The organism is Aureimonas psammosilenae, assembly GCF_009176975.1.
GTDB classification, from domain to species: domain Bacteria; phylum Pseudomonadota; class Alphaproteobacteria; order Rhizobiales; family Rhizobiaceae; genus Plantimonas; species Plantimonas psammosilenae.
On sequence record NZ_WEZG01000005.1, the window covers coordinates 205,737 to 229,034 of the forward strand.

Genomic DNA, 23,298 nt, shown 5'->3' on the forward strand with positions numbered 1-23,298 from the left:
CCTCAAGGCCTCGCATCGTCGGGCAGGCGAAGGCGCTTGTCCGACACGGCGTTCACCAGTGCTTCGTCGTGGCTGACGAGGATCACCGCGCAGCCGTGGCGTTCGGCGGCGTCCAGAAGGAGGTCGATCATCTCCTTCTGCGTGATGAGGTCGAGGCGCGAACTCGGCTCGTCGGCGACGATCAGGCTGGGCTTCAGAAGAAGGACGCGCAGAAGCGAGAAGCGCTGTAATTCGCCGCCCGATACGTTGCCGGGGCGACGGGACAAAAGGGCGGGATGCAGCCTCAGCCGCTCCATGAGGTCCGGGATGCGGGCGCGGTCGAGACGATGGAGCGCGCAAAGGTCGTCCAGGGTTCTCCGCAACACCCGGCGCGGCGGAAAGGCGGCGACGGGGTCCTGATAGAGCTTCTGGAAGCTCGACGCGCCCGTGCCCGCCTCCCGGCGCACCGTGCCGGCATCTGGCCGCACGAGGCCGAGCATCACGTCGCCGAGCGTCGATTTTCCGCAGCCGCTCGGGCCGGTGATCCCAAGGATCTCGCCGGGCCGAACGCTCAAGGACAAATCGGAGAAAAGCCGCCGGCCGCCGCGCGAAGCGGCGACGCCAGCCATGTCCAGCACCGGCGCGGCCGCCTCGTCGATGCGCGCGGTTCGCTTGGGCCAGCCGCGTGGATCGGCGTCGATCAGCTTCCGCGTATAGGGATGCGTCGGCTGCGTCAGGACGGCGGACGCTTCGCCCCGTTCCACGATTTCGCCGCGCAGCATGATCGCGACCTCGCCGCCGAGCCGGCGCGCGACTTCCAGATCGTGGGTGATGGTGAGAAGCGCGCCGCCTTCGTCGAGACCCTTCTGCAGAAGCGCCACGACATCGCCGATGCGCGCGGCGTCGAGACCCTTGGTCGGCTCGTCGGCGACGACGATCCGGGCCCCGCCGGCCCGCGCGCTCGCAAAGGCGAGGCGCTGCGCCATGCCGCCCGAAAGCTGGAACGGGAAACGATCGGCGGCCTCCGCCAGTCCAAGACCGGCAAGGTCCGCGGTCGCGGCCTGCCGCGCCTCGTTCTCAGCCTTGCCGGCGACGAGGTGGTGCGCTTCGGCCACCTGGGGTAGGGCGCGCATGGTCGGGTCGAGGCTGAGCCAGGGCTCCTGCGGCAGAACGGCAAGGGCGCGGCCCCAGAGGCTGCGCCTCGTTTTCGCGGAGGCGTCTTCGGCAAGGCCGTCGATCTCGACATGGCCGCGCGCCGCGAGGCCTTCGGGCAGGTTGCCGACGATGGCCTGCGCCAGGAGGCTCTTGCCCGATCCCGTTTCGCCGATCACCGTCAGCGGGCGACCGGCCTCGACCCGAAGGCTCGTCGGCGACACGATGCGTTGTCCGTCGGCATGGACCGACACGGCGTCGGCGGAAAGAAGCGTCGTCATCGGGCGCGATATCCCGCAAGGAGGTTCAAGGACAGAACCAGGAGAAACACGGCGGCGACCGGCTGGAGGAGCACGAACGGCGCTTCGGCGTAATAGGGCAGGAGCTCGGTCATCATCAGGCCGAGTTCGGCGGTCGGCGGGCGAAGGCCGACGGACACGAAGCCCAGCGCCGCCATGGCCATGATGGCCGTCGCGGCCCCGAATGCGCCGACGGTGAGGATCACCGGCGAGAGTTCGGGCCAAAGGTGATGGCGCACGATATAGGCCGGGCCGAAGCCGAGAAGACGCGAGGCTTCCACCGCCGGCGAAGCGAGGATCGTGCGGGCCGTCGCCCGCGTCATGCGGAAATATTCGATCCAGAGTACCAACGAGATCGCCGCATAGATCGCGACGAAGGAGCCGGGAAAGATCGCGCCGACGAGCAGCACGAGAAGGAGGCCGGGCAAGGACAGGACGATGTCGGCGAGGGTGGACAGGAGCCGGTCCGTCCAGCCGCCCCGCCAGGCGGCGAGGATGCCGAGAAGCGTGCCGGGAATGCCGGCGGTGACCACCGACAGAAGCGCCAGGAACAACGACAGGCGCACCGCGGAGCCGAGCCGGGCCAGCATGTCGCGGCCGAGATGATCGGTGCCGAGCGGATGCGCGGGACCGGGACCGGCCAGGATCGCCATGTAGTCCTGACGCGCCGGATCGCTGGACGCCAGCCAGGGGGCGAGAAGGGCGAAGAGGAGGAGAAGGAGAAGCAGCGCCGCGCCGAGAGGCGCCGAGCGGTTCGGCCGCGACGGGCTTGGGGCAAGCGTGTCGGCGATGGTCATGCGGCCTCCCTGCCACGCGGGTCGAGAACCCGGTTGGCGATGTCCACCAGAGCGTTGAGGGCGACGAACATGAGGCCCATCACCAGCGCCGTTCCCTGCACCATCGGCACGTCGCGCTGGACGATGGCGTGAACCAGGGCATGGCCGATGCCGGGCCAGGCGAAGAGCGTTTCCACCACCACGACGCCCTCGATGAGGATCGCGAGCTGGACGCCGAGATAGGTGACGACGGGCACCGCGACGTTGCGAAATCCGTGCCGGCGGAAGAGATCGCCCTCCGGCAGACCCTTCAGCCGCGCGAAGGCGTAGTAGGGCGCGGCGACCACTTCGGCCGTCGCATCGCGGGCGACGCGCGAGGACACGGCGGCAAGGCCGAGCGCCAGCGTGCCCGCCGGCAGGAGGATGGTTCCCGCGCCGCCATGCCCCGCCGCCGGCAGAAGGCCGAGGGTGAGGGCGAAGACGAGGATCAGAAGAAGGCCGATCACGAAGGGCGGCAGGGCGCGCAGCGTGACCGAAACGAGAAGCAGCGCGCGGTCAAGAATCCCGCCCGGATGGCGCCCCGCCAGCATGCCGAGCGGCGGGCCGATCATCAGCGACAGGATCACGGCCGCCAGCGCCAGGACGACGGACGCGCCGAGCTGATGGGACAACTCGTCCAGCACCGGCTCGCCGGACACGAGCGAGCGCCCGAGATCGAGGGTCAGGATGTCCCAGAGCCAAGCCCCGAAGGCGCTCCAGCCCGGCTTGTCGAGCATGAGTTCGGCCCGGACGGCATTGGCGGCCTCAGTCGAAACGAGGTCGTAGCCGTAGCGTCCGGCTGCGATGCGATAGGCCATGTCGCCCGGCAAAAGGCGCATCAGCGCGAAGGTGAGGGCGCCGACGAAAACGGCGACGAAGAGCGCTTGGATGAGGCGGGAGCCGAGAACGCGGATCATGGCACCCACCGCATGGCGGACAGGCCGAAGGACCGCTCGAAGGGATCGATCGCGGCGCCTTCCACCTTTCTGGTGATCGCCGCCGTCTGCTCGTACCAGGCGACGGGGATCACGGGCAGATCCCGCTGGAGAATGCCGGCGATCTCGTGCCGGAGGCGCTTCCTGTCGTCGGGGTCGGTTGCTTGGAGAAGCGCCGCCATCGCCTTGTGGAAAACGGGATCGTCCCAGTTCATCGAGCCCCAATCCGAGCCGCCCTCTCGGAAATCACCGAGAAGGGTGACGAAGGGATCGGGCACCAGCGAATAGTTGCGGGCGGCGAGCGCGAGCTGGAGCGTTCCGTCCTGGTGCCCGGCGGGAATGGACGAGGCGTTCGCCACCGAAACCTCCGCATCGACGCCGATCCGGCGGAATTGGTCCTGAAGCGCGGTGGCGACGAGGGGAAGTTCGGGCCGGTCGGCATAGGTCATGAGCTTCAAGCGCAGCGGCTTGCCGTCCTTCTGCGCGATGCCGTCGGGGCCCGGCGTCCAGCCGAGCGCAGCAAGGCGCGCCACCGCGCGTTCCGGGTCGGTTGCGAGCGGGCTCAGATCCTTGTCGTGCCAGTTCTCGACGCTCGGCGGGAAAAGCTGCGTCGCCCCCGTGCCCGGTGCCCGGAGGAGCCCCGCCGTGATGCCCTGCCGGTCGATGGCTTCGCTGAGCGCCGTTCGGCCTTCAACCGTGTCGAAGGGCGGGATGCCGGCATTCACCTTGATCTGCATCACGCGCGGCAGGGGAACTTTCAGGACTCCCACCGCCCGGTTCGCCTTCAACCGCGCAATGCTCGGCGGATCGAGCTGGAAAGCGAGGTCCGCGTCGCCGCTTTCCGCCATCAGCGTGCGCGTTTCGCCGCGTCCGGCCGCGAGATAGGTCGTGGCCTCGATGGCCGGCTTGCCGTTCCAGTAATCGGCGAAGGCTTCCGCCGCGAGGCGCTGGGGCGGCTGATAAAGGGTCAACCTGTAAGGGCCGGTGCCGACCACGGTGGAAACCGAGCCGTCCGGGGCGAAGGAGGACGGGGCGAGAACGAGCGTCGAATAATGCGCCAGAAGCGCGGGCAGGGGCGCGAAGGGCTCCGTCAGGCGGATGATCACCGCATCGCCCTCGGCCGTGATCGTCTCGATCTTCGCCCGTTCCAGAACGCCCGGCTTGCCGCGCGCCTTGTTCAGCGAAGCGGCGGCGATCTCGGGCGTCAGCGTGGTTCCGTCGTGGAAGCGCACGCCGGCGCGAATCGGCAGCGTCCAGGTGAGGCCGTCTTCCGAAACGGTCCAGGCCGTGGCGAGCCCCGCGCGGGTGCGGCCTTGCCCATCGACATCGAGAAGCGTTTCGGCGATCTGCATCCGCTGGAAGATGAAGCCGGACAAGGAGGGGTCCGCGCCGCCGATCTCGAAGGGCGCGACGACATCGAACACCCGAGGCTCGGCCTCCGCGTTCGACGCAGGGGCGAGAGCCAAGGTGCCAAGGAGAAGGCCGCCCAGGATGCCGGGTTTCAATCGGGGTCCGAACATGGTGTAGCCTTCTTGCAGATGGAACGAGCGTGCCGGAATCGGTTCGCCGGCTGTGTAACGTTATTTATTTACAATCGCAACGCAGCATCTGCGGTTGAGCGGAGCGGTGGCCGGCTCCAGCGCCCGACTTGCCATTCGCCGTGAAACGTCTACTCATTCTACTGCATGAATAGACAAGCAGCTCATACCGCCGAGCTTCCATGCTGTGGCAATCCCTTGCCGATCATTCTACAGTGGGTCTGGACCGTTCGGTCTTCGACCGGCGTGATGGGCGAGTTCGGCAATGCTGACGATGAAGGGCAAGTATGGTCTGAAGGCCATGCTGCATCTGGCGACAATCGCGGAAGGGCAGCGCGCCTTGTCCGAGGAGATCGCCCGAGCGCACAACATCTCCAAGAAGTTCCTCGACACGATCCTCGGCGAGTTGCGCGTCGCCGGGATGGTCCATGCCCGCAAGGGTCGGGGCGGGGGCTATGCCCTGTCGCGGTCGGCGGCCGATATCCGCGTCGGCCACGTTTTGCGCGTTCTGGACGGCCCGCTGGCGCCGATCCCCTGCGCCAGCCGCACCGCTTATCGCCGCTGCGACGACTGCCGGGACGAGACCACCTGTTCCGTGCGCCGGGTGATGCTGGAAGTGCGCAACGCCATTTCGGCGGTTCTGGACGAGAAGACGCTCGCAGAACTTGCCCACGCGCCCGACGCCCTGGAAGTCGCCGAGATGCGCGAGCTGGCATCCACCATCTGATCCTCGCCACCCTTCGGAGGCCGCGATGAAACGGGAACGCATCCTCATCGTCGGCGGCGGGGCGAGCGGCGTCATTCTCGCGGCCCATCTCCTGCGCGACGCGAACCCGCGCCTCGACGTGACGATCGTGGAGCGCCGCCCCGCCATCGGCGCGGGCGTCGCCTACGGCACGGACGAGCCGGACCATCTTCTCAACACCCGCGCCGCCTCCATGAGCGCTTTTCCGGACGACCCGGACCATTTCTTCCGCTGGCTCGGCACAAGCCGCCATGCGGAAAGCCTCGATTGCGCCGACCCCTTCTGCTTCGTGCCGCGCCGGGTGTATCGCGATTACCTCAACGCAGTCGCCGCGCCCTTCGCCGGGCCGGAGGGCGACGGCCGGCTTCATGTCGTGGCCGGGGAATGCGTTGCTCTTCGCGAACATCCCGGCGGCATCGCGGTGGAACTCGGCGACGGGCGCACCGAGATCGCCGGCACCGTGGTTCTGGCGACGGGCCACACGGTTCCCTCATTTCGCGCGGGAACGCACCGCTCCGGCCCCTGGTGCAGCCCGGCCGAACTCGGCATCGGGCCGGCGGAAAGCGTCGTGATCGTCGGCACCGGCCTTTCCATGATCGACAACGTCGTGCAGCTTCGCCGCGCCGGGCATCGCGGCACGATCACCGCCGTGTCGCGTCGCGGTCTCCTGCCGCATGTCCATGCGCCCTCGACGCCGTTGCGGCTCGATCCCGCCGATATTCCCTTCGGAACCGGCGTTTCCTTTCTTCTGCGCTGGCTGCGCGAAACGGCCCGGTGGGCAGAAGGGCGCGGCGGCGACTGGCGCGACCTCGTGGATGCGCTGCGCCCGCATGCCCAAACGCTTTGGCAGTCCATGGCGCCCGATGCGCGACGGCGCTTCCTGCGCCATGCGCGCACCTTCTGGGAAGTACATCGCCACCGCATGGCGCCAGAGGCCGAGAAGGCGGTGCGCGAGGCGATCGCGGACGGGCAGTTGCGCATTCTCGCCGGCCGGGTTCTCGATATCGGGGAAGCCGACGGGCACGGCGTCGTTCGCCTGCGCCGGCGCGACGGCGAAAAACAAGAACTCGTGGCCGATCACGTGATCGACTGCACCGGCATTCTGCGCGATCCCGCGTCCGGCGATACGCCGCTCGTCGGACGTCTCCTCCAGCAAGGCAGCGCGCGGCTCGATCCGCTCGGGCTCGGGCTCGACGTGGATCGCGACTGCGCGGTGATCCATGCCGATGGCACGCCTTCGCGCCGGCTCTTCGCGCTTGGGCCGGTGACGCGCGCCCAGTTCTGGGAGATCACCGCCATTCCCGACATCCGGGTGCAAAGCGCGGGCCTCGCCCGCCGGCTGGCGGAGCGTGCGACGGCCTGATCGCGATGGCCGGGAAGGAACCGTCTTCCGCTTCAGTCTAGGAATTTGGTATTTTTTGTTTTCCGCTTCGGGCGGCAGACTTCTAGGGTCCGGTCAGTTTCTTTCGAAAGGAAGGCCCGCCATGACCGAGACCCTGATCGTTCCGGGATTGAACGGATCGCCCGAAGGCCATTGGCAGCGCCATTGGGTGGAAACCGATCCCGGCTCCGACATCGTGGAACAGGAGAACTGGTCGCGCCCGATCCTGGCCGATTGGCTCCATGCACTGGAAGCGCGGATCGCGGGGAGCGAGCCGGGCGTGATCCTCGTCGCGCACAGCCTCGGCTGCGCCCTCGTCGCGGCGCTCGCCGGGCGGCCGGCGGCCCATCATGTCGGCGGCGCGCTTCTGGTCGCTCCCGCCGACGTGCCGGCGCTGGCAGAAACCCACCCTTCCGTCTGGTCCTTCGCCGGGGCGCGGGGGCATGTCCTGCCCTTCGCCTCCATTCTCGTGGCGAGCCGCAACGATCCCTTTATGCATTTCGAGGAAGCCGAGCGTCAGGCCGCGCTTTGGGGCTCGGCCCTCGTGGATCTCGGCGAGGTCGGCCATGTGAACATCGCGAGCGGCCACGGCGCGTGGCCGGAAGGGCGCATTCTCGCCGACGGGCTGCGCAGCCGGCAGGCGGGATCGGTGCCGGGCGTCGTCGCGACAAGGCCGCGCCGCCTTTGGCAGGGCGAGCCGAGCATCTTCTCGGCGCGCGCCTTCGATGCCGGCCTCGGCGTGAATTGACGACCGCCCGCCTCATCCAATTCCCGCCCGGCGTCCTATATCGCGAGAAAAGTCGGGTGGATTTCGTGAGGACATGGGAAAGGCGGCAGCGGGACGGGTAGCGCGAAGGGACGGGCCTTCTCCTGTGACAAGGAAGGGCCGCTCCTCATGAGATGGGTGGCGCCTATCGTTGTCGGAGTTACGGCTGCCTTTGCCGGAGCCTCGGCCTTCGCCGGCTGGGACTACAACCGCTTCGCCGCGAAAGCGCGGGGACGCCGTTCCACCGCCTTCGATCTCGGAGGCACCGAGCCGACGCCCATCGATCACCGCGTCGCCGAACTCACCCGAGAAAGCCGTGGCCGAAGCGGGCTTCTGCTGCTGGCATCCAATCTCGACGCTTTCGCCGCCCGCGCCCTGTCCGCGCGCTCCGCCGGCCGCAGCCTCGATCTCATGTACTACATCTGGCACGGCGACCTGACGGGGCGCCTTCTGGCGGCCGAAGCCCTTGCCGCCGCCGATCGGGGCGTGCGCGTGCGCTTTCTCCTCGACGATCTCGGCGTATCGGGCGACGACAGGGTGATGCTGGCGCTGGACAGCCATCCCAACATCGAGCTTCGCTTGTTCAACCCGACGCGGGCGCGCGCCAACCCGGTGCGCCGGGCGGCGGAGATGCTGCTGCGGGCCTGGAGCGTCAACCGGCGCATGCACAACAAGGCCTGGATCGTCGACGGACGGCTCGCCATCGTCGGCGGGCGCAACGTGGGCGACGAATATTACGACGCCTCCGAAAGCTCGAACTTCCGCGACCTCGACCTCCTGTGCCTCGGGCCGGCCGTCACTGAGAGCGAGAAGGTTTTCGATACCTACTGGAACAGCGGTGTCGCCCTGCCCATCGGCAAGCTCGCCAAGGGGATCGTGCGGCCTCGGCTGAAGCGGGTGCGCGCGCAGCTTCAGCGCGTTGCCGGCTCGCGCGAGGCCAAGCCCTATCTGGATCGCCTGAAGAGCCACATGGCCCTGGAAGGGCTGCTCGATCACGCGGCCGTTCATTGGTGCGACAAGGTCGAGATCGTCAGCGACTGCCCGGAAAAGGCGGCGGGGCGCGACGACGGCAACCGGGTGATGGACTACCTCCTGCCGGTGATGGAGGCGGCTATCGAAAGGCTCGAGATCACCTCGCCTTATTTCATCCCCGGCGACCGGGGCGTGGAAAGCCTGACGGAGCTGAGGCGGCGCGGCGTGCAGGTGGCGGTTCTGACCAATTCGCTGGCGGCGACCGATGTCGCGGCCGTTCATGGCGGCTACGCGCCTTACCGCAAACCCCTTCTGGAAGCGGGCGTCGCGCTGTTCGAGCTGAAGCCGGACGGGCGCTCGCCGAGCCTGACACTTCGCGGATCGAGCCGCGCGAGCCTTCATACGAAAGCCTTCGCCGTGGACGGGCGGCACGGCTTCATCGGCTCCCTGAATTTCGATCCGCGCTCGAGTTCGCTCAACACCGAGATGGGCATTCTCTTCACGTCGCCCGTACTCGTCCAGCGGATGAGCGAGCTTTTCAACGAGGAGACCGACCCGGCCATGAGCTATGCCGTGGCGCTCGACGAAGGGGGCAAGCTGTGCTGGACGGCGGAGAAGGAAGGCGAAAAATCGGCACTCTACGAGAGCGAGCCGGACGCGGCCGTCGGCCGGCGACTTCTCGCCACGGTCGTCGGATGGCTGCCGCTCGAATCGCAGCTTTGAGCGGTTTTCTGCGGCCATACGGCGGCAATTGCATGCCCGTCTAGCGACGGAAGGGATCGTTGCCGTCCTCTCGCCGTTGTGATCGCGCCGGAACGAAGCGCGAAAGGGCGAATGAATGCAGGGGCGTGAACGAGGCCAGACCGATTTCTCCAATGCCGCGATCGGCCTGATGTCGGGAGGGCTTCTGGCGCTGGCAGGCTTCCTTCTCGGCAAGGCCGAGCGCGGAACCGCTGCCGGCGATCCGGTGGAGCGATCCTGGGATTCGGGGAAAGCCAAACCCACCGGGCAGGAAACTGCGAAGGCTTCATCGGCCGGCGACAAGGGGCGAGGCCGCGACGCCGAGCGGCCTTCCGCCATTCCTGCCAAGGGCTGGAAGGATGTGCTTTGGCGCACCTTCGAGGAATTCTCCAACGACCGCCTGATGCTGGTGGCGGCCGGCGTCACCTTCTACGTGCTTCTGGCGTTGTTTCCCGCGATCACCGCGTTGATCTCGATCTACGGCTTGTTCACTGATCCGGCTTCGCTTCGCGCGCAACTCGACGCCCTGTCCGGCATCCTGCCGAGCGGGGCGGTCAGCATCATCGGCGAGCAGTTGCAGCGCGTGACGTCGCAAAGCGACGGCAAGCTCGGCTTCGGCATGGTCTTCGGCCTCGGGCTGGCGCTTTGGAGCGCCAATGCCGGCATGAAGACGCTCTTCGACGCCATGAACATCGTCTACGAGGAAGAAGAAAAGCGCAGCTTCATCCGGTTGACGCTCGTCACCCTCGCCATGACGCTCAGCATGATCGTCTTTCTGCTCGTGGCGCTCGGCGCGGTGGTCGTTCTGCCGATCGCGTTGGATTATATCGGCCTCGGCGGACTGGAAACCTGGCTCCTCCTTCTGCGCTGGCCGGTTCTTCTTCTCGTGGTGGCGCTCGGTCTCACCGCGATCTACCGCATCGGCCCGAGCCGCCAGCCGGCGAAATGGCGCTGGATCACCTGGGGCAGCGCCTTCGCGGCGGTGCTCTGGATCGTCTTTTCCGGCCTGTTCTCCTGGTACGTCCAGAACTTCGGCAATTACGACCAGACCTACGGCTCGCTCGGCGCCGCCATCGGCTTCATGACCTGGATCTGGATCTCCACCATCGTCGTGCTTCTGGGGGCGGAGGTGAATGCCGAACTCGAGCACCAGACGGCCGAAGATACGACCACGAGGCCGGCGCGTCCGATGGGCAGCCGTGGGGCGCAGATGGCCGATACGCTCGGCGATACCAAGGGCTGAGGACCCTCGCGGACGATTTGGGCTGCCGATGGTTCCATGAGGAAACCATTGGCCGGACACCGAAACTCGTCCTGGTCGCAGCCATGTTTTTCGGAACGTCTCCTCGGTTGCGGAGCTTTCGCAGCCGATATGAGGAGATATACAAACATGATCTTGGAAAAACGGCACCGCGCGCTGGCCATGGGCGCCATGATGGTTCTGCTGCCGGCTTTCGCCGTCGCACCCGCCATCGCCCAGGAAGCCGCGCCGGCCAAGCAGCAGAGCGAAACGGCCCCGGACGGCAAGCCGAATGCGGACATGCAGGCCGTGCTCGATGCCTTGAAGGGGCTTGGCGCGAAGCCGCTCCATACGCTCAGCGTTCCGGAAGCCCGCTCGCAGGCGAGCGCCGCCGACGCCGCCATGACGGTTCAGCGCGACAAGAAGATCTCGCCGCTGCCCGAAGCCAAGGTGAAGACGAAGGACTTCTCCATCCCGACGCCCGCCGGCAGCCTTCTCGCCCGCGCCTACGTCCCGGAAGGCCAGGGCCCGTTCCCGCTCGTGGTTTATTATCACGGCGGCGGCTGGGTGATCGCCGACATCAACACCTATGACGCGACGCCCCGCGCCATCGCGGAAGGAGCCAAGGCGGTCGTGGTGTCGGTGGAATACCGCCATGCCCCGGAGCATAAGTTCCCGGCGGCCCACGAGGATGCTTTCGCGGCCTACAAGTGGTTGGTGGAGAACGGCGGCGAACTCAACGCCGATTCCAAGCGCGTGGCCGTGGTCGGCGAAAGCGCCGGCGGCAATCTCGCCGCCAATGTCGCTTTGATGGCGAAGGAGGCCAAGGTCACCCAGCCGGTGCATCAGGTGCTCGTCTACCCGATCGCCGGCAAGGACATGGAAACCGCGTCCTACAAGGCCAACGAGAACACCCTGCCGCTCGGCGCCAAGGACATGATGTGGTTCGTGAAGGAAGCTTTGCCTTCCAAGGACGAGGCCGCCGATCCGCGTATCGATCTCGTCAACCGCAAGGATCTGGCGGGTCTGCCCTCGGCGACCGTCATCACGGCGGAGTTCGATCCCTTGCGCTCCGAGGGCCAGCTTCTCGCCGAGAATCTCCAGAAGGCCGGCGTGAAGGTCGATGCCAAGGACTATAAGGGCGTGACGCACGAGTTCTTCGGCATGGCCAAGGTCGTGCCGCAGGCGAAGGAAGCGCAGGAAGCGGCCATCGCCGACCTGAAACAAGCTTTCGAAGCCGCCAAGTGAGGGAAGGAACCATCATGACCAGAACCACCCTTCGCGCGCTCGCCTGCGCCCTTGCCCTCTCCGTCACCGGCACGGCTTACGCGCAGCAGGCGGATCTGCCCGCCGCCGACAAAGCCGCACCGCCCTTCAAGGTGGCGACGCCCGACTTCGCCAAGACCGTCATGAGCTCCGACCAGTTCGAAATCCAGTCGAGCGAAATGGCGGTGAAGAAGTCCGACAATGCCGACGTGAAGGCCTTCGCCCAGAAGATGATCGACGATCACGAGAAGGCGGAGAAGAACCTTCACGCCGCGCTCGGCCAGGAGCACGGCAAGACCGCCGCCGTCGCGCCCAAGCACGCCAAGATGCTGGAACAGTTGAAGGGCGCGTCCGGCGCTGAATTCACGACGCTCTACCTCGACACGCAGTCGCAGGCGCACAAGGAAGCCGTCGCGCTGTTCCGTACCTATGCGGGCGGGGGTGACGACGCGAAGGTGAAGGCCTTCGCGAAGGAAACGCTGCCGACGCTCGAGATGCATGCCGACATGGTGCAGAAGATCGTCGCCGCGCAGTAAGACCGGGCATCCCGTCTACGATCACCGAAGGTCCGCCAGGTTGCATCCCGGCGGGCCTTTTCGCATGAGAAGGGTGTGCCGCCGCCTAAGGACCCGGATGCTGTATTTCGCCTATGGGTCGAACCTCAATCGCGCGCATTTCTGCGCGCTTTGCCCAGCCGCCACCGCGATCGGCAAGGCGAAGCTCTTCGGCTATCGACTGGTCTTCAAGACCTTCGCCGATATCGAGCCTTGTCTGGAAGGGAAGGTGGAGGGTGCGCTTTGGCGCGTGACCGCTCCCTGCGAAACCGCGCTCGACCGATACGAAGAGATCGCCAGTGGTCTCTACGAGCGTCGCATCGTCGAAGTCCTGGGAGATGCGGACGGAAGGACTGTGGAAGCCTTCACCTATCGCATGACTCGGCAGGCGTGGGCCGCGCCCTCAACCACTTATCTGAAGCTCATCGAGGACGGCTATCGCGACTTCGGGCTCGACATGGCCGCGCTTCGCTTCGCGATGGGAAGGGATCAGGAGACGCCAGGGCAATACGCAACGCGCCCCGACGCCTGACCATCATCAGACCACGCATTCGCTAACAAATCCTGAAGGTCGCTCGCCGATTCAGCGGGTGTTGGGGGCAGCGTCAATCGCACCAGATCCGCCGCGCTGTCGCACAGGCGCAGAAGAAGATCGGTCATGCCCTCTTCGAAACTCACCGGACAACCGCTCCGCTTCAATCAAGCTCATTGAACATCTCGAAGAATGCGCGAAGCTGGCGAAGGCTCCATCCGCCTTCCGTCGAATTTCAGGCTTGAAGGCTCGCGAACCGCCGTCCGTCAACCTTCCCGGCGCAGATCGGCGATGGCGATGGCAAGCGTCATGGCGAGGGACAGGCTGGCGGCCAGCGAACGGAAGCCCTGAAAATCGGCCTCCACCACCTCGAACCAGAGCTGCCCTTCGGCGACGAGCGGGCTGAAAGGGCTGTCGGTGATCACGACGAGGGGGGTTCCAAGTTCCGCCACCTGCCGCGCATGGGCGACGGTGGTGGAAGCATAGGGCGTGAAGGAAATCGCCAGCGCCGCATCGCGGGGGCCGGCGAAGGACAGGGTTTCGGTGTCCGTGCCGAGCGCCGAGCCGATCAGGACGTTGCGGATGCCGAGCTTGCCGAGCGCGTAGCTCATATAGGCGGTCACCGGATAAGAGCGGCGCTGCGCGATGAGGTAGATCGTCTCCGCGTCCGCGAGAATGCGCGCCGCCTCGTCCACGGCCGACAGGTCGATGCGGTCGTGCGCGGCCGCGACCGAACGCGTGGACGCCTCGCAGAAGCCATCGAAAAGCGCCGCCGATTTCGAGGTGTGCCCGTCGCGCACCCGCAGCGACAGAAGCCGCTCGTCGTAGTTGGACACGTGGTTGCGCAAACGATCGCGGAACAAGGCCTGGAGATCGGAAAAGCCGGCAAAGCCGAGCGCCTGGCTGAAGCGAACGAGGGTCGAGGGCTGGACCCCGGCCTTTTCCGCGACGCCCGCCACCGTGCCGAGCGCGATCTCGTCCGGCTGGGCAAGGGCGAAGGACGCCACCTGCTTCAAACGCTTGGGCAGTTTCACCGCGCCGCTCGCCAAGCGGTCCCGCAGCTCCGCGAAGCTTTCGGGCGGCGCGGCGGACGAGAGACCTTCCTCGCTTGTTTCGACGATACTCATGGCGACAACCGATTCGATACGCACGCCGGGAAACGCGGGAAACGCGCCCTTCGAAGCTATGGAACTCCTATTTCAGCGTAATGGAAATGGCTAAATCAATCCAATAACCGGCTTTCGCGAAGCCAGCCCCGAGGTGGCGTCAGTTTTCGCCCTTCTTGCGCGGCAGGATGCGCAGCTTGTCCTTCATTTCCAGGATCTTCTGCACCTTGGCGCCGAGCGTCAGGAGCTGGATCAAACGTTCCGTTTCGAGCCGGCGCACGTCGTCGTACCAACCGGCGAAAAGCTCGAACAGGTCGTGCATCTCGCCGAGCCGTTCCTGCGCGTGGCGCTCTTCGGGCGTTTGCGGCTGTTCCATCAGGATTTCGCGCAGCATGGTGAGGGTCGGATCGACCTCGCGCTTCTTGCGCTCTTCCACGAGGGTCCTGACGATCAGCCAGATATCGTCGGGCGTGGTGAAATGATCGCGGCGGTCGCCGGGAATGTGCTGGAGCCGCACCAGATTCCAGGCCTGCAGCTCTTTGAGGCCCATGGACACGTTGGAGCGCGACACGCCGAGCTTTTCCACGATCTCCTCGGCGTTCAGCGCCTTCTCGGAGACGAAGAGCAGGGCATAGATCTGCCCCACCGTGCGGTTGATGCCCCAGCGCGATCCCATCTCGCCGAAATGGAGAACGAAGGTCTGGACGAGAGGCGGAAGCTGCATCGGAAGAGTTCAGACCTTCAACCAGAGCCGGATCACCATGGACACGGCTCCAAGAGCGAGAATGCTGGCGAGCCAGATGAGAGCCATCCAGCCGAGGCGCGCGGCGAGGGAGGGTTGCTTCACGCTCAATGGTAGCCCTCCGCGCCCACCTTGCCCCGAAACACCCAATAGGCATAGCCGGTATAGGCCAGGATGATGGGGATGAGCACCGCCGCGCCGACCAGCATGAACAACTGGCTGGAAGGCGGCGAGGCGGTCTGCCAAATCGTCAGGCTGCCCGGCACGGCGTCGGGATAGATGCTGATGCCGAGCCCGACGAAGGAAAGCCCGAAGAGGCCGAGCGCCAGCAAAAACGGCACCCGGTCGCGTCCGCCCTTCAGCGACCGGAAGAAAAGAACCGAACCGATCACCAGGAGAAGCGGCACCTGCGCGGTGAGAAGGACGTTCGGGAAGGCGAACCAGCGCGTGGCGTAAGCCTCCGACAGAAAGGGCGTCCAGGCGCTGACGAGGGCAATGGCGGCAACCGTCATCACGCCGAGCCGCAACGACATGCGCTGCGCATGGGTGCGGGCGGAGCCTTCGGTCTTCATCACCAGCCATGTCGCGCCGAGAAGCCCGTAGCCGACGGTGAGCGAAACGCCGGTGAGAAGCGAGAAGGGCGTCAGCCAGTCCCACCAGCCCCCGCCATAGGCGCGGCCTTCCACGGAGATGCCCTGGAGCAGGGCGCCGAGCGTGACGCCCTGCGCGAAGGCCGCGACGGTCGAGCCGCCGAAGAAGGCGAGGTCCCAGAAAGCGCGGTGGCCGGGATCGCGCCAACGGAATTCGAAGGCGACGCCGCGAAAGATGAGGCCGAGCAGCATGGCGATGATCGGGTCATAGAGGGCCGGCAGCACCACGGCATAGGCGAGCGGAAAGGCCGCGAACAGACCGCCGCCGCCCAGTATCAGCCAGGTCTCGTTGCCGTCCCAAACGGGCGCGACGGAATTCATCGCCGCGTCCCGTTCCTCGCCGGGCTTCAGTCCCGGAAACAGGAGGCCGATGCCAAGGTCGAAGCCGTCCATCACGACATAGGCGAATACGGCGAAGGCGATCAGAAGCGCCCAGACGGTGGAAAGGTCGATGGAGTCCATGGAAATCACTCTGCCGGCTGCATGCGGCCTGGATCGATGGCGGGAGCGGGCGTCACGCCCGCCGTGCGGATCGGCATTCCTTCTTCCAGCCCCGGCTCGCCGCGATGGGGCGCATGGGCCATGAGCTTCAGGATGTAGAGGATGCCCGCCCCGAAAACGGCGAAGTAAACGAGAACGAAGGCGAGGAGCGAGGCCGCGACCGCCGGCGCGTGGAGCGGCGAAGCGGATTCGGCGGTGCGAAGGAAGCCATAGACCGTGAAGGGCTGGCGGCCGACTTCCGTCGTCACCCAGCCGGCAAGGACGGCGACGAAGCCGCTCGGCCCCATGAGAAGGGCGAAGCGATGAAGGAGCGTCGATTCGTAGAAGCGGCCGCGCCAGCGCATGAGGATCGCCAGGGCCGCGAGCCCGAGCATCAGGAAGCCCAAGGCCACCATGACGCGGAACGACCAGAACACCACGGGCACCGGCGGCCAGTTCTCGCGCGCCACCGTGTCGAGACCGGCCAGCGGCGCGTTCAAATCGTGCTTCAGGATGAGCGAGGACAGCTTCGGGATCTCGATGGCGTGCCGCACGATGCCGGCTTCCTCGTCGGGCAGGCCGAAGAGGATCAAGGGCGCGCCGTTCGGATGGCTTTCGAAATGGCCTTCCATGGCCATGACCTTGGCGGGCTGGTGCTCCAGCGTGTTGAGGCCATGGGCGTCGCCGACGAGAATCTGCAGCGGGGTCGCGACGGCCAGCATCCACATGGCCATGGAGAACATCTTGCGCGCGCCCTTGTTCTCCCGCTCGCGCAGGAGATGCCAGGCACCGACCGCCCCCACCACGAGCGCCGTCGTCAGATAGGCGGCGATCAGCATGTGGACGAGCCGGTAGGGGAAGGACGGGTTGAAGACGATCGCCCACCAATCGAGCGGCACGAACTGCCCCGCCTCGTTGATGCCATGGCCCTGCGGCGTCTGCATCCAGGAATTCACCGACAGAATCCAGAAGGCGGAGGCGAAGGTGCCGACCGCCACCATCAAGGTCGCGGTGAAATGGAGGCGCGGGCCGACCTTGTTCATGCCGAACAGCATGACGCCCAGGAACCCGGCTTCCAGAAAGAAGGCGGACAGCACCTCATAGGCCATCAGCGGCCCGATCACCGGCCCGGCCTTGTCGGAAAAGACCGACCAGTTCGTGCCGAACTGGTAACTCATGACGATGCCCGACACGACGCCCATGGCAAAGGCGATCGCGAAGATCTTCAGCCAGTAGCGGAAGAGGTTGAGATAGACCTCGCGTCCGGTCTTCAGCCAGAGCGCTTCGAGAACGGCCAGATAGCTGGCGAGCCCGATGGAGAAGGCGGGAAAGACGATATGGAAGGAGATTGTGAAGGCGAACTGCGCCCGCGCCAGAAACAGGGCGTCGAAGCCGGACAGGAGCGACATGGGAAGCGTCATTCCGAATCATTGAGAGATACAGACATTTCAGTAATTACTGAAATGACGGACGTCAATGATTTCAGTTCTGGGAAGCAGTGCCCGTATGTCGCTACCGGTCGCGGCGCGACGGCTTGCGGAAAACGGCGATTTCGTAGCGGCCGAAACTTCTTTGCCCCGCGGGGCTCATTCCCCGTTCGAGACACCGCGCAAGCCGCGCCTGCGCCAGAGCCGGAAGCTGCGCTGCATCGGGGAAGGGAACGGTATGGTGGAGCACCACGACCCGGCCGCCCGGCGCAGTCTCGTTCCGGATGCGCCGGGCGAGAAGGTCGAGATCGCGCGGCGACAGGTAATAGGCGATCTCGGACACCACGATGAGATCGAAGGGGCCGCGCGGCATCTCGTGCGGCAGATTGCCTTCGCGGTACGCGATGCGCATTCCCGGCGGCGTCAAGCGCCGCGCCTCGGCGAGAGCCGTCGGCGCGCCGTCGCTCGCCACCAGCGTCAGGCAACGCGAAACGAGGGCGCGGGAGGTTTCGCCGATGGCGCAGGCAAGCTCCAGCCCGCGTCCGACCTTGCCCAGCCCGCAGGCGCGCAGGAGTTCGGCGCGTTTCCTCGCCTCGAAGCGCGAGGTCCGGTAGTTCCACGGGTCGATCGCCTGGCGATACTTCTCCTCGAACCCGGCGATGTCGATGGGTTTCAAGACGAGGGACGCCAATAGGTCTCGACCGGTCCGGCAAGGCGGTCGATCGTGGCCTCCGTCAAACGAAAGGCGGTCGGATCGTCGGCGATGAGATCGCTGACTTGCGTCACATGCGCCCGCACCGCGTCGCGCTTGGGAGCGAGGGCTTCGCTCACCGCAAAGTCGAGCCGCTCCATCTCGTCAGGGCGCGGATGGTCTTGCCGTTCGCCGATTTCGTCCAGCCAGATGGCATATTCCAGCGTCGCCGGCCGGACGTCCTTCGCGGCGAGCGCATCGGTGAAAAGACGCCACGAATCGCGGTGGTCGCGATGAGGATCGCGCCGCCAGGGCAGAAGCACGAGATCGGGCTGGAAACCGCCCACAATCGCGCCGGCCTCCGCCAAAGCCGTGGCATGGCTTTCCGAGCCGGGAACAGGCATGCCGGCATCGGGCAGGCGCAGAAAGGCGCGCGGGGCATCGCCGATTCGCAGCCGGCGCAGCGCCTCGGCGCCTTCGGCTTCGCGCGCCGCCGCCAGCCTTTCGCGCGGCCAGGTCTTCGAATGGAGATGCGACGCGCCCCCATCGGTGACGAAGGCGGTGAAGAATTTCGCGCCGCGCGCGGCGAGCGTCCAGATCAAGCCGCCGCAGCCGAGCGACTCGTCATCCGGGTGAGGCGCGACGACGAGGATGCGCCGCGCAGCGATCTCGGCAAAGTCCCGCAGCGCGTTCATCGGTCTTCTCCCGTCGGGATGAACGCACCCGGCCGCCATGTCCCTTCCGCAATGGCCGAGCCCAGCGCCGACAAGGCGCCATCGGGGTTGGGCTGGCGCAGATAGGTGCGAAGGTCGCGGATCAGCCGCTCCAGCGGGTGGGGAGCGATCATGCCGGCCGCGCCGACGCCGCGCTCGGCCTCCTCCAGAACCGCCAGAGCCGCGCTTTCCACCGCGCCCCGCGCCGCGTTCACCGTGGCGATCAGCGCCTTCGGGTAGGCCCGGCCTTCCGCCACCGCGCGCCATTCGGCGGCCGCGCGGTCGAGCCAGCCATAGCCTCCTTCCACGAGCGCACCCATGCGCGCGACGCGATGGGCCTGATAAGGATCACCGAGGCGCTTGGTTCGCAGAAGATGCTCCACCGCGACATCGAACACGGCGTGCATGCCGCCGACATGAACGGCCACGAAGCGGATCGCGCCGGCGAAGAACCAGGGCGCTTCGAGATAGGAGTCGGGCTGGCCGAGCACCCATTCCGGTCGCAACTCGAGGCCGGTGAAATCGACGATATGGCTGCCCGAGCCGCGCATCCCCATCGGCTTCCACCAGGAGCGGTCGACCGGCAGATTGTCGAGCGGCGCGACGATCATTACGCGGCCTTGGCTCTCCGTCACCGTGACGATCGCGTGGGACAAGCCGTCGACGCCCGAGGCGAAGTTCTTCGCCCCGACCAGCCGGCCGTTCTCCAAGCGCAAGGGATCGGTCGGCAGGTCCGTGTTCCAGATGCCGAGGAGCTTTCCCGCCATGGCGAGTTCACCGAACCGCATCTTCTGCTCGGGAGTGCCGTGACGCTCGATCAGAATGAGCGTGTTGACATGACCCTCGAAGACGCGCCCGACCGAAAGGTCGCCCCGGCCGATCTCGGCGAGGAGGCGAAGAAGCTTCCCTATCTCGCTTGCGGCGATCGGCGGCGTGCCGACGAGCCCGCGCTCATGCAGGAGTGCGAAGGCCTGCCCAGGAAAAGCGCCGTCGTCTTCCCGCCCCAGCATGTTCTCGCGCAAGGCGGAGGAAAGAGCGCCGTCAGTCGGGTGAGGGGAGGCGAAGGTGTCAGGCCGCACGGGGTGTCGCCTCGTGGATCGCGATCATCTGCTCGATGCGCATCGTGGCGAGTGCCACCGGCACGGTCGGGAGCGCATCCGGTTCGTCGGGCGCGAAAATCTCGATCAACGCCGCCGCTGTCAGCCGTTCTCCATCGGCATCGAGCAGCGCGGGAGCGGGAACCCCGAGGCTCTGCGCGATTGCAGCCCGCTCCGATGCGCCCGCCTGATCCAGCTGTCGCAGGGTGCGGCGCCTCAGCAACCGTTCCTCGACGGCAGCCGGGTCCTCCACGAGAAGCGGCAGCCCTTCGGCCTCGGCGCGCAGCCAGTCCTTCAGGCAATCGGCCATGCCGCCGGGCGCGCGCCCGACGAGGCGCGCCGAGACCTCGACGCGCACGTCCAGCGGATGGACGAGCCTCCCGCCCGCCGCGCGCGCTTTGGACACGAGCGCCAGATCTTCGCGGCTCGGCAGAACCGGCAGGCCGCCGATCCGGCGATAAAGCGCGGCGGCGATGGCGAGACTTCCGCCGGTATGGTCCCGGTGGCGCGGCCAGGGGTCGTGCGCCTGTTCGTCGATCAGGCAGGCGAGGCGGTCGCAAAGGCTGGAATAGGTCAGAACCGCCTTCGCCCGCTCGGCAAAGCCCGGCCCGAGCCGCGCTTCCTCTTGCTTGTTGCCGAAAAGCTTGCCGCCGACGAGATCGGCGCCGTTTCCGACAGCGCGCAGATTGGCCTCGAGCCAGCCCGGCTCAGGCACGGCGTCGGCATCGGTGGTGAGAATCACACCCGACGCGGGATCGGGAAAATGGGCGAAGGCGCGGTCCATGGCGAGTCGCCGGGCGGAGCCGACATGGGCATCCGGCGGCGCGAAGTTCACGTCGAGAATGTCGAGCTGCAGACCGGACAGGTGGCGACCCGCTTCCTCGGCGACGCGCCGCGTCGCGTCCACGCAATTGTTGAGAACGAGAACGACGGTGAGCCGGTGGCCCTCGCAAGCCCATGTCTGCGCATCCAGCGCTTCCAAAAGACGGGGAAGGCGTTCTTCCTCGTCGCGAGCCGGGACGGCGACAACGGGATACGCAAGGAACTGGCTTGGATTCATGGGCCCCGGCGATGCAGCGATCCATCACGCGGGCGGCAGCGGGGATCGAACGTTCTATGCCAAGGGCAATTGGATGGGAATCCAGGGCGGGCAATGGACCCCGCGCCAGTTTTCCGGCACCGGCGACACAAATTGCTATGCCGTCTACCGGCTGCGCGACCCGCACCACAAGGTTGCGCGCGGTTCAGCGGCTGAAGGATCAGACCGGCATGTCATGATGGCTGGGGCGCCAGGAACAAAATCCAATTCGAGATAGTGCTTTGAAGTCCAACAAGCTATTGCCCTTTATAGACTTTTCAGAACACAACTGTTCCGGTTTAGTGTTCCGGTCTCCTGTTACAAGAAGGTTTTTCGAATGGCAAGATTGACCTATTTGGAGCGGCGTGGGGCCGTCTATTACGCCCGTATCGACGTGCCGGTCGATCTCGTTGCGCACTACGGGACGACCACGAAAAAGAAGTCGCTTCGCACGAAGGAAGAGGCCGTCGCCAAGGTGCGGCTTTGGCCGGTTGTCGAGGCTTGGCGGCTTGAGTTCGAAGACGTTCTATCGCGCCGCGCCATCACCGACGACGACAAGGCCGATGCCGTATGGCGTCATTATATCGGCGCCTTGGAACGCGACGAGGAACGCCGCAAGCGACTCCCCGGACAAGCCGAGATCGATGCGGCCTCGCTGGAAATGTTCGCCCGCGTCCGCGAAACCAAGCTCGACATAAAGGACCCGCTGGCGATCCTTGACGCCACGCTAGAGGTTAAGGCGCTAGAGCAAGCCAGGGAACTCGACGCCCGCGCCCGCAAGGCGAAGCTGGACGATCTCTGCAAGCATCTTGTGAAGGGCGAAACGGCACTGATCGCTCACGAAGTCGATGCCTACGCTGAAGCGAACAAGCTCATTGTCGAGCGTGGAAGCGACGAGTGGAACGACCTCGCCCGGAAGATGATGCGGGCTGATATCGAAACGCTTGAGCGCACCATGGAGCGTGATCGCGGTGATTACAGCGGCAGTCCGAAAGATCCTATCGTGCGGCCGGCCGCTGGCGGGCATCGTGAGCAAGCGAAGGCTGGCGAAACGATCATGGAGCTATTCGAGATCTACGCGAGCGAGAACCCGAAAGGGATTAGTGCTGACACGCTGAATCAGGCGCGGCGTGACGTTGGCACGTTCGTTGAAACGGTCGGCCGCACATGCCCGGTCCATCGTATCGACAAGCGCGCCGTCCGTGATTGGAAAGCGTTGCTCGTTCGCTATCCAGTCAAGGCGACTGAGACGAAAGCGTTCGCTGGCATGACGATGGCGCAGGCCGTCCGCGAGAACGAGAAGATCGGCAAGCCCGTCCTGACACCGCGCACGGTAAACAGGTATCTTGCTGGTCTTGGTGCGTTCAGCGCTTGGCTCGTGAACCACGGCTACCTGAACGCGAACCCGGTTGAGGGGATGAGTCTTGCGAAGAAGAAGGAGCGTTCGACTTCGCCGTTCACGACCGATCAACTCAACACCCTCTTCGATTCACCGCTTTTCACAGGCGCTCAGAGCGCTACTGAGTGGCGATTAATCGCCAGAGCGGGCAAGGTGCTTATCCGTGATCATCGCTACTGGGTGCCGCTTGTAATGCTTTACAGCGGAGCGCGGCCGGCCGAGATCGCGCAGCTTGCTGTGTCTGACGTTCGAGAAGAGCACGGCGTATGGATCATGCACATCACGACCGAGGGAGAGGGTGACAAGCAGGTGAAGACTGCTGGTTCGATGCGCGTTGTCCCAATTCATTCGGAACTCATTCGTCTCGGCTTCCTCAAGCACCACAAGGAAATGAAGGCGACTGGACAGGCTCGGCTTTTCCCGGAAGCAAAGCGAAACAACCGAGGACAGATGATTGCAGAATTCTCAAGGGAGTTCGGTCGTTATCTCGAACGCATAGGCTTGAAGGAGGGGCGCGGCGTATCGCTCTACTCGTTCCGTCATGGTGCAGTCGATGCGCTGCGTCGCGCGGGCTACCTCGATGAGCAGTTCGGCTTCCTCCTCGGTCACACGAAGGGCACGATGACCGGTCGCTACGGCCATCTACCGCAGGGTATGTTGCGCCAGCGGGTAGAACTGGTGGAGGCCATCGGCTACACCGGCTTTCACATAGATTGCCGTTCATCGAAGGGGGACGCATTGGCGGGTGGGTAAGTTATTTTGAGTGGCCCACTCGTTTCCGTTTGAATTAATTGTAGCCTCTCTATGAAGAAAGAGGCCGGAACCCATCGGTCCCGACCTCCTAAACCTCGCTAAGTGGCTACGCCCACCGAGCAGAAGCGTGAGTTACCGCGGACTAGCCGCAGCAGCGCGCATGCGCTCGCACAAACTCCCATCGCCCAAGGCGATAACGAGTATAAGCGCGAACCCAATGGCAGACACGCGAGAAGCGCTTCTTAGT

Annotated in this window: 22 protein-coding genes; 9 read left to right on the plus strand and 13 right to left on the minus strand. The window is 65.8% G+C overall.

The genetic code is table 11. The annotated features are described in order from the left end of the window. Positions 1-2: 2 nt before the first annotated feature. From F9929_RS11560 to F9929_RS11575, 4 genes are read right to left on the minus strand one after another with little or no spacing between them, the layout of a single operon-like run. The gene (locus F9929_RS11560; protein WP_152046723.1) at positions 3-1,412 is read right to left on the minus strand and encodes an ABC transporter ATP-binding protein; all 1,410 of its coding nucleotides are present in this window, start codon (positions 1,410-1,412) and stop codon (positions 3-5) included. Next, positions 1,409-2,227 (minus strand): ABC transporter permease, encoded by an 819-nt coding sequence (locus F9929_RS11565; RefSeq protein WP_152046724.1) that lies wholly within the window; start codon positions 2,225-2,227, stop codon positions 1,409-1,411. Before F9929_RS11565 ends, F9929_RS11560 begins: the two co-directional genes overlap by 4 nt. Continuing rightward, entirely contained in the window at positions 2,224-3,162 is a 939-nt protein-coding gene (locus F9929_RS11570; protein ID WP_152046725.1) for an ABC transporter permease, read from the minus strand. Before F9929_RS11570 ends, F9929_RS11565 begins: the two co-directional genes overlap by 4 nt. Next, complete coding sequence (locus F9929_RS11575) at positions 3,159-4,700, minus strand: ABC transporter substrate-binding protein (protein WP_152046726.1); 1,542 nt, start codon at positions 4,698-4,700, stop codon at positions 3,159-3,161. The genes F9929_RS11570 and F9929_RS11575 overlap by 4 nt, the downstream gene beginning before the upstream one ends. 283 nt (positions 4,701-4,983) lie before the next feature. On the opposite strand from F9929_RS11575, the gene F9929_RS11580 reads away from it, so the two are divergent. From F9929_RS11580 to F9929_RS11615, 8 genes are all read left to right on the plus strand, one after another. Beyond that, the gene (locus tag F9929_RS11580) at positions 4,984-5,445 is read left to right on the plus strand and encodes an RrF2 family transcriptional regulator (protein ID WP_152046727.1); all 462 of its coding nucleotides are present in this window, start codon (positions 4,984-4,986) and stop codon (positions 5,443-5,445) included. A gap of 25 nt (positions 5,446-5,470) precedes the next feature. Beyond that, positions 5,471-6,826 carry an FAD/NAD(P)-binding protein gene (locus F9929_RS11585; RefSeq protein WP_152046728.1) on the plus strand — a complete coding sequence of 452 codons (1,356 nt, stop codon included), beginning with the start codon at positions 5,471-5,473 and terminating at the stop codon, positions 6,824-6,826. 121 nt (positions 6,827-6,947) lie between these two features. After that, entirely contained in the window at positions 6,948-7,592 is a 645-nt protein-coding gene (locus F9929_RS11590) for an alpha/beta hydrolase (RefSeq protein ID WP_152046729.1), read from the plus strand. A gap of 147 nt (positions 7,593-7,739) precedes the next feature. Then, positions 7,740-9,305, plus strand: coding sequence for a phospholipase D family protein (locus tag F9929_RS11595; RefSeq protein ID WP_152046730.1), 1,566 nt, complete (start codon positions 7,740-7,742; stop codon positions 9,303-9,305). A gap of 115 nt (positions 9,306-9,420) precedes the next feature. Continuing rightward, the gene (locus F9929_RS11600) at positions 9,421-10,566 is read left to right on the plus strand and encodes a YihY/virulence factor BrkB family protein (RefSeq protein ID WP_152046731.1); all 1,146 of its coding nucleotides are present in this window, start codon (positions 9,421-9,423) and stop codon (positions 10,564-10,566) included. Between the two features lie 147 nt (positions 10,567-10,713). Further along, on the plus strand, positions 10,714-11,811 hold the full coding sequence (locus F9929_RS11605) for an alpha/beta hydrolase (protein WP_210251332.1): 1,098 nt from the start codon (positions 10,714-10,716) through the stop codon (positions 11,809-11,811). A gap of 14 nt (positions 11,812-11,825) precedes the next feature. Continuing rightward, entirely contained in the window at positions 11,826-12,365 is a 540-nt protein-coding gene (locus tag F9929_RS11610; protein ID WP_152046732.1) for a DUF4142 domain-containing protein, read from the plus strand. Positions 12,366-12,462: 97 nt separating this feature from the next. Beyond that, positions 12,463-12,915: a gamma-glutamylcyclotransferase family protein gene (locus tag F9929_RS11615; protein ID WP_193227715.1), complete on the plus strand. Its 453-nt coding sequence runs from the start codon at positions 12,463-12,465 to the stop codon at positions 12,913-12,915. A gap of 266 nt (positions 12,916-13,181) precedes the next feature. Here the strand turns inward: F9929_RS11615 and F9929_RS11620 are convergent, their stop codons facing one another. The 9 genes from F9929_RS11620 to F9929_RS11660 all read right to left on the minus strand — a co-directional run bounded on the left by F9929_RS11620 (position 13,182) and on the right by F9929_RS11660 (position 20,881). Continuing rightward, complete coding sequence (locus F9929_RS11620; protein WP_152046734.1) at positions 13,182-14,042, minus strand: MurR/RpiR family transcriptional regulator; 861 nt, start codon at positions 14,040-14,042, stop codon at positions 13,182-13,184. Positions 14,043-14,181: 139 nt separating this feature from the next. Next, on the minus strand, positions 14,182-14,745 hold the full coding sequence (locus tag F9929_RS11625; protein WP_152046735.1) for a GbsR/MarR family transcriptional regulator: 564 nt from the start codon (positions 14,743-14,745) through the stop codon (positions 14,182-14,184). Between the two features lie 9 nt (positions 14,746-14,754). Continuing rightward, positions 14,755-14,868 carry a DUF2474 family protein gene (locus F9929_RS11630; protein WP_235919219.1) on the minus strand — a complete coding sequence of 38 codons (114 nt, stop codon included), beginning with the start codon at positions 14,866-14,868 and terminating at the stop codon, positions 14,755-14,757. Positions 14,869-14,870: 2 nt separating this feature from the next. Further along, on the minus strand, positions 14,871-15,875 hold the full coding sequence (gene cydB, locus F9929_RS11635) for a cytochrome d ubiquinol oxidase subunit II (RefSeq protein ID WP_152046737.1): 1,005 nt from the start codon (positions 15,873-15,875) through the stop codon (positions 14,871-14,873). A gap of 5 nt (positions 15,876-15,880) precedes the next feature. Continuing rightward, entirely contained in the window at positions 15,881-17,314 is a 1,434-nt protein-coding gene (locus F9929_RS11640; protein WP_328595989.1) for a cytochrome ubiquinol oxidase subunit I, read from the minus strand. A 91-nt stretch (positions 17,315-17,405) separates the two neighbouring features. Next, positions 17,406-17,996, minus strand: a complete 591-nt coding sequence (locus F9929_RS11645; protein WP_193227716.1) for a class I SAM-dependent methyltransferase — start codon at positions 17,994-17,996, stop codon at positions 17,406-17,408. After that, complete coding sequence (locus F9929_RS11650; protein WP_193227717.1) at positions 17,993-18,706, minus strand: PIG-L deacetylase family protein; 714 nt, start codon at positions 18,704-18,706, stop codon at positions 17,993-17,995. The genes F9929_RS11645 and F9929_RS11650 overlap by 4 nt, the downstream gene beginning before the upstream one ends. Then, on the minus strand, positions 18,703-19,803 hold the full coding sequence (locus F9929_RS11655) for an acyl-CoA dehydrogenase family protein (protein WP_152046740.1): 1,101 nt from the start codon (positions 19,801-19,803) through the stop codon (positions 18,703-18,705). Before F9929_RS11655 ends, F9929_RS11650 begins: the two co-directional genes overlap by 4 nt. Next, a complete protein-coding gene (locus F9929_RS11660; RefSeq protein WP_152046741.1) occupies positions 19,793-20,881 on the minus strand; it encodes a glycosyltransferase in 1,089 nt (362 codons plus the stop codon). The genes F9929_RS11655 and F9929_RS11660 overlap by 11 nt, the downstream gene beginning before the upstream one ends. A 355-nt stretch (positions 20,882-21,236) precedes the next feature. On the opposite strand from F9929_RS11660, the gene F9929_RS11665 reads away from it, so the two are divergent. Beyond that, positions 21,237-23,051 (plus strand): site-specific integrase, encoded by a 1,815-nt coding sequence (locus F9929_RS11665; RefSeq protein WP_152046742.1) that lies wholly within the window; start codon positions 21,237-21,239, stop codon positions 23,049-23,051. The last annotated feature ends 247 nt before the right edge of the window (positions 23,052-23,298 follow it).

Excerpts from the sequence above, each read along its gene's own strand:
- F9929_RS11560 (WP_152046723.1), bottom strand. The coding sequence starts at position 1,412 with ATGACGACGCTTCTTTCCGCCGACGCCGTGTCGGTCCATGCCGACGGA.
- F9929_RS11565 (WP_152046724.1), bottom strand. The coding sequence starts at position 2,227 with ATGACCATCGCCGACACGCTTGCCCCAAGCCCGTCGCGGCCGAACCGC.
- F9929_RS11570 (WP_152046725.1), bottom strand. The coding sequence starts at position 3,162 with ATGATCCGCGTTCTCGGCTCCCGCCTCATCCAAGCGCTCTTCGTCGCC.
- F9929_RS11575 (WP_152046726.1), bottom strand. The coding sequence starts at position 4,700 with ATGTTCGGACCCCGATTGAAACCCGGCATCCTGGGCGGCCTTCTCCTT.
- F9929_RS11580 (WP_152046727.1), top strand. The coding sequence starts at position 4,984 with ATGCTGACGATGAAGGGCAAGTATGGTCTGAAGGCCATGCTGCATCTG.
- F9929_RS11585 (WP_152046728.1), top strand. The coding sequence starts at position 5,471 with ATGAAACGGGAACGCATCCTCATCGTCGGCGGCGGGGCGAGCGGCGTC.
- F9929_RS11590 (WP_152046729.1), top strand. The coding sequence starts at position 6,948 with ATGACCGAGACCCTGATCGTTCCGGGATTGAACGGATCGCCCGAAGGC.
- F9929_RS11595 (WP_152046730.1), top strand. The coding sequence starts at position 7,740 with ATGAGATGGGTGGCGCCTATCGTTGTCGGAGTTACGGCTGCCTTTGCC.
- F9929_RS11600 (WP_152046731.1), top strand. The coding sequence starts at position 9,421 with ATGCAGGGGCGTGAACGAGGCCAGACCGATTTCTCCAATGCCGCGATC.
- F9929_RS11605 (WP_210251332.1), top strand. The coding sequence starts at position 10,714 with ATGATCTTGGAAAAACGGCACCGCGCGCTGGCCATGGGCGCCATGATG.
- F9929_RS11610 (WP_152046732.1), top strand. The coding sequence starts at position 11,826 with ATGACCAGAACCACCCTTCGCGCGCTCGCCTGCGCCCTTGCCCTCTCC.
- F9929_RS11615 (WP_193227715.1), top strand. The coding sequence starts at position 12,463 with ATGCTGTATTTCGCCTATGGGTCGAACCTCAATCGCGCGCATTTCTGC.
- F9929_RS11620 (WP_152046734.1), bottom strand. The coding sequence starts at position 14,042 with ATGAGTATCGTCGAAACAAGCGAGGAAGGTCTCTCGTCCGCCGCGCCG.
- F9929_RS11625 (WP_152046735.1), bottom strand. The coding sequence starts at position 14,745 with ATGCAGCTTCCGCCTCTCGTCCAGACCTTCGTTCTCCATTTCGGCGAG.
- cydB (WP_152046737.1), bottom strand. The coding sequence starts at position 15,875 with ATGGACTCCATCGACCTTTCCACCGTCTGGGCGCTTCTGATCGCCTTC.
- F9929_RS11640 (WP_328595989.1), bottom strand. The coding sequence starts at position 17,314 with ATGACGCTTCCCATGTCGCTCCTGTCCGGCTTCGACGCCCTGTTTCTG.
- F9929_RS11650 (WP_193227717.1), bottom strand. The coding sequence starts at position 18,706 with ATGAACGCGCTGCGGGACTTTGCCGAGATCGCTGCGCGGCGCATCCTC.
- F9929_RS11660 (WP_152046741.1), bottom strand. The coding sequence starts at position 20,881 with ATGAATCCAAGCCAGTTCCTTGCGTATCCCGTTGTCGCCGTCCCGGCT.
- F9929_RS11665 (WP_152046742.1), top strand. The coding sequence starts at position 21,237 with ATGGCAAGATTGACCTATTTGGAGCGGCGTGGGGCCGTCTATTACGCC.